The sequence below is a fragment of the Micromonospora sp. NPDC047738 genome, assembly GCF_040642675.1.
GTDB lineage: Bacteria > Actinomycetota > Actinomycetes > Mycobacteriales > Micromonosporaceae > Micromonospora.
Map to the genome: position 1 here is coordinate 1 of NZ_JBEYSO010000075.1, position 4590 is coordinate 4590.

Below are 4590 nucleotides of genomic sequence, written 5' to 3' on the forward strand. Positions count from 1 at the left end.
CTCGGCCTCGAATTCGTGCACCAGGTCCGCGTTTCCCGACCAGCGTTCGTACTCGTCGAGCAGGATCACGAAGAGAGGCGTCGCGTCCGCGCTGCCGAAGTACGGCGTGTCAGGCTGCTCCTCGAACGCGGACAACTCGCTGTACCGGAACTCGTGCATGATCTTTCCCGGCTCCTCGTCGCGGAAGTCGTCGAGGACGGCAGCCTGATCGAGGGCGAGTAGGCGCAAGGTGGCCACGGCTTGGTCCGGCACGATTGGCAGCGCCTGCAGACTGGTAAGGATCGAGTCGCGGCCGGTGGCGGTTGCGGCCCACGGCAGGCCGGCGGCCGGCATCGGCTCGCTCGGCAGCGCCAGCGTGTAGAACCGCAGGGCGGCGAGATCGACCAGGCTACGCCGGTACGTCTGCTCCAGTGGCGTCCAGTCGCACGACAGCTGTGGCGTCTCGGCGAGCCACTGCTCGAGGTCCTGCTCGAGTTCCGGTTTGTTCCGCCGATGCGGGGCGGGGTGCAGATGCGCCCGGACGTCGTCACCGTCGGGACGCAGCACGAGACCCCGGACATGCAGCGTGGTGCTCCACTGCCCGTGTGGTCCGATGCGGATGTCGTACGTCAGGCCGTCCTCGTCGACCCGCGCCGGCTCGCTGGTAGAGATGATCGTCTCCCGCCGGAACCTGTCGCGCTCGTACCCGAGGCACAGGCACCCGTCCGCGACGCGTTTGTATATCCGGCCGAGCCGCTCATATCTCCCGCCCTCGGCTACCGCCCACAGCGGGAGGAAGTCCGAGTCCGCCTCGACCCGAATGGTGAATTTCGCTGGTTCATCCGAATGGTTGAAGACGGTCAGACGCTCCTCGAAACTGCCGACCACCGAGCGCTCGCGGATGACCGAGGCCTTGGCGTCCACGTAGTGGGTGGGGGCGCCGGGCACCAGGAAGAAACGCGCCTCGAAGTACTGCGAATCGTCCAAGGCCAGCGAGTGCAATCGCTCACCGTTGACGCTCAGCCGCCACAGCGACAGGCATCGCGTGTCGAGCGTGAAGAATCCGGACGGGTCGCCTTGGGCCGTCTCGATGTCGCCGCTGTCCTGGCTCAATACGAAGATGTTGCCGTCCAGGATCCGCACGAGGCCGGGTTTCATCGGAATTGCGGCGTGGAAACCCGGCCATTTACGGCCGGGAGGAAACGCCGCTCCCTCCCCTCTGTGATCGTCTTACATGGACAGTTGTTAGGATGTGGGCCGTGGGTGATGTGGTGAAGCGGGCTTACAAGTACCGCTTCTACCCGTCTCCTGAACAGGCTGGGCAGTTGAACCGCACCTTCGGGTGCGTGCGTGTGGTGTACAACCGAGCGTTGGAGGCCCGCACTCGGGCGTGGGCGGTCGACCGTCGGCGCACCACGTACGTTGAGTCGTCGGGGTGGCTGACGGAGTGGAAGCGCACCGATGACCTGACGTTCCTGAACGAGGTGTCCTCGGTGCCGTTGCAGCAGACGCTGCGGCATCTGCAGGCCGGGTTCGTGGCGTTCTGGGACAAGCGGGCCCGGCATCCGAGGTTCAAGTCCAAACGCAAGTCGCGGGCGTCGGCCGAATACACCCGCTCCGCGTTTCGCTGGCGTGACGGCCGGCTCACTCTGGCGAAGATGAACGCGCCGTTGAACATCGTGTGGTCGCGGCCCCTGCCGGAGGGGGCGGAACCCTCGACGGTCACCGTGTCCCGGGACGCTGCCGGCCGCTGGTTCGTGTCCCTGCTGGTCGAGGACCCGGCGGTGAAGCCGCTGCCGCCGGTTGCGGCGGAGGTTGGTGTGGACGCGGGCATCACCAGTCTGCTCACCCTGTCCTGCCCGATGCCGGGGGTGAGTGACGAGCGGGGCAAGGTGGCCAACCCGCGGTACGGGCAGGCCGACCGGCGCAAGCTCGCCAAGGCGCAGCGGAACCTGGCCCGCAAACAGGACGGCTCCAACAACCCGGCCAAGACCCGGCTCACGGTGGCCCGGATCCACGCTCGTATCGCCGACCAGCGGCGGGACCATCTGCACAAGCTGACCACTGGACTCGTCCGTGAGACTCAAACGGTCGCGATCGAAGACCTCAGCGTGCGGAACATGCTCCGCAACCGCCGTCTTGCCCGCGTCATCTCCGACGCAGGCTGGGGCCAGTTCCGCAGCATGCTGGAGTACAAAGCCCAGTGGTACGGGCGTGAGGTGATCCCCATCAACCGGTGGCTGCCCTCGTCCAAAACCTGCTCCGGGTGCGGACAGGTCAACACCACCCTCGCACTCAACGTGCGCATCTGGACGTGCCCGGGTTGCGGGGCCGAGCACGACCGGGACATCAACGCTGCTCGCAACATCCTCGCCGCCGGGCTGGCGGAGAGGTGAAACGCCTGCGGAGCTGATGTAAGACCTCAAGGGAAAATCCTCCCGGAAAGGCAATCGGCGATGAAACAGGAAACCTCACGGGCGACCGTGAGAATCCCGGCCATCCAGGGCCGGGAGGATGTCAAGTCCGCCGCCTCTGTTCGCCGCCGCCGCCGGTGAAGGCTCGCGGATGGTGCTCACCCGGGGACTCGGGGAAGAGCCGTTCCAGCAGGATGATGAGCCGGAATTCCCCGTCGCTCGTGAGTTCGTTCCGCAGCCATGCCGGTTCCGGTTTGATCTCGCCGAGCACCATCCGGTCGAACGAGGCGTTGTCGGTGCGGATGACGATGTCCGCGCTGTGCTCTTCCCTCGTCACCCGGATGTCCCCGTTCGTGATGCTGATGAACCAGTGGTCCGTCCCGTGATCGTGGTCCAGGTCGAAGCGGATGGTGCCGGTGGTCTTCTTGAGCACGCGTCCTTGGCGGGGGAGTTCGGCGAAGAATTTTCTGGTCACATCCGACATCAGAGGTCCTCCCAGAAGCTCGAGCGCCATGGCCAGGATCGCTCCACCCGCCGCGTGGTGGCATCACCCGCGGCGGGTGAAATCGAGGCGGCGGCGAGGCTGCCCGTCACCGCCTCGGGACCAGCGAGGACATGGCCGGTCTCACCCGGTGCGGGTGATGCCGGAGTACCCCTCGGCGCACTACCTTGGCCGCGTCGGGAGTCGAGCCGAGGGAGTCTTGATGTCCGATCGCGCCGCGGAATTGTTCAGTGGGCTCGGCCGCCGGGGCCATGAACCCCTGCTCCAGGAGGCCGACGCCGCCGTACGCTTCGACCTTGAGCACGAACGCGGAATTGACCACTGGCTCCTGGTGATCTGCAACGGCGATATCCGGGTGTCGCGTGAAGATCGCGAAGCGGACCTCGTCGTTCGGGTTGACCGGGCACTCTTCGAGCGGATCGTCGGCGGCGAGACCAATGTCTACTCGGCGTGGTTGCGTCACGAACTCTCGGCCGAGGGCGACGTGCGCCTGGCTCGGCTCATCCAGCGGATCATCCCGGGGCCCTCGGGTGCGCGCCACCCGCGGGACTTCGCCCGCGAGCAGGGACAGCGGACATGAAAGAGGACCTCGTCAGACTGCTGGACGGCAACACGTTCGTGGTCAGTGAGGACAACGGCGACATCGACGCGTCTCCGAACGTCCCGACCGGATTGTTCTCCTTCGACACGCGATTCCTGTCGAAATGGCTTCTGCGCATCGACGGGGAACGGCTCACCACGCTCACCGTCGACGAGGTCGAGTACTTCGAAAAGCGCTTCTTCCTCGTCCCGGCCACCCCCGCTCTCGCCGACGCCCAGGTCTCGGCCATCCGGGAACGCTGTATCGGCGGGAGTTTCACCGAGCGACTGACGGTGATCAACCACAGGAGCCGGCCGGTCGATCTGCGGATCCAGGTCGAGATCGAGAGCGACTTCGCCGACCTGTTCGAGATCAAGGATGTCCAGGCCAAGCGCGGAAAATATTACGCACGTGTGGAAAGCGGGCGCCTGTGCCTCGGGTACGAGCGCGACAGGTTCCGGCGGGAGACGATCATCTCCACCAGCGAGCCGGCGCGGGTCGACGAGGACGGGCTGACGTACGACATCCGTATCGGCCCGCACGGACAGTGGGCTACCGAGCTGCACGTGCGCACCCTGGGCCCCGACGGGCGGGACATCCGCGAGAGCCTCCAGGGCAGGACTAGCCGAAAGACGAAGGAGATGCGCCGCGAGCTGGACCGTTGGCTGGCCGAGGCGCCCCGCCTGGTCTGCGATTCCGCGGCGCTGACGAAGACGTACCGGCGCTGCCTGGTCGATCTCGCCGCCCTGCGTTTCACCCCCCTGACGGGCGGCGGGCAGACCCTGCCCGCCGCCGGGCTGCCGTGGTTCATGGCCATCTTCGGCCGGGACAGCGTGTTCACCAGCCTGCAGGCGCTGCCGTTCGCGCCGGACCTCGCGGCCACGACGCTACGCCTGCTGGCGCTCACTCAGGGCGCTGTGCTCGACGACTTTCGGGAGGAGGAGCCGGGAAAGATCCTGCACGAGTTGCGGTACGGCGAGACGGTCGGGTTCGAGGAGCAGCCGCACGCGCCGTACTTCGGCAGCGCCGACGCGACGCCGCTCTTCGTGATCCTGCTCGACGAGTACGAACGCTGGACCGGCGACGCCGACACGGTGCGGCTGCTCGAGCGCGCC

5 protein-coding genes are annotated in these 4590 nt (G+C 66.8%); 3 read left to right on the forward strand and 2 right to left on the reverse strand.

Annotated features, from left to right (window positions below):
- Positions 1-1122, reverse strand: a 1122-nt coding sequence (locus tag ABZ783_RS37330; RefSeq protein WP_357447939.1) for a glycogen debranching N-terminal domain-containing protein, incomplete at its 3' end; no start/stop codon positions are given.
- A 116-nt stretch (positions 1123-1238) separates the two neighbouring features.
- On the opposite strand from ABZ783_RS37330, the gene ABZ783_RS37335 reads away from it, so the two are divergent.
- Positions 1239-2375, forward strand: a complete 1137-nt coding sequence (locus tag ABZ783_RS37335) for an RNA-guided endonuclease TnpB family protein (protein WP_357447942.1) — start codon at positions 1239-1241, stop codon at positions 2373-2375.
- Positions 2376-2496: 121 nt separating this feature from the next.
- Here ABZ783_RS37335 and ABZ783_RS37340 read toward each other — a convergent pair whose 3' ends face one another.
- Positions 2497-2907: an SCP2 sterol-binding domain-containing protein gene (locus ABZ783_RS37340; protein WP_357447945.1), complete on the reverse strand. Its 411-nt coding sequence runs from the start codon at positions 2905-2907 to the stop codon at positions 2497-2499.
- A gap of 190 nt (positions 2908-3097) precedes the next feature.
- On the opposite strand from ABZ783_RS37340, the gene ABZ783_RS37345 reads away from it, so the two are divergent.
- Entirely contained in the window at positions 3098-3475 is a 378-nt protein-coding gene (locus ABZ783_RS37345; protein ID WP_357447948.1) for an SCP2 sterol-binding domain-containing protein, read from the forward strand.
- On the forward strand, positions 3472-4590 hold a 1119-nt coding region (locus ABZ783_RS37350), incomplete at its 3' end, for a glycogen debranching N-terminal domain-containing protein (protein WP_357447951.1). The genes ABZ783_RS37345 and ABZ783_RS37350, both read left to right, overlap by 4 nt.

Coding starts and splice junctions, on each gene's coding strand:
- ABZ783_RS37345 (WP_357447948.1), top strand. CDS start 3,098: ATGTCCGATCGCGCCGCGGAATTGTTCAGTGGGCTCGGCCGCCGGGGC.
- ABZ783_RS37340 (WP_357447945.1), bottom strand. CDS start 2,907: ATGGCGCTCGAGCTTCTGGGAGGACCTCTGATGTCGGATGTGACCAGA.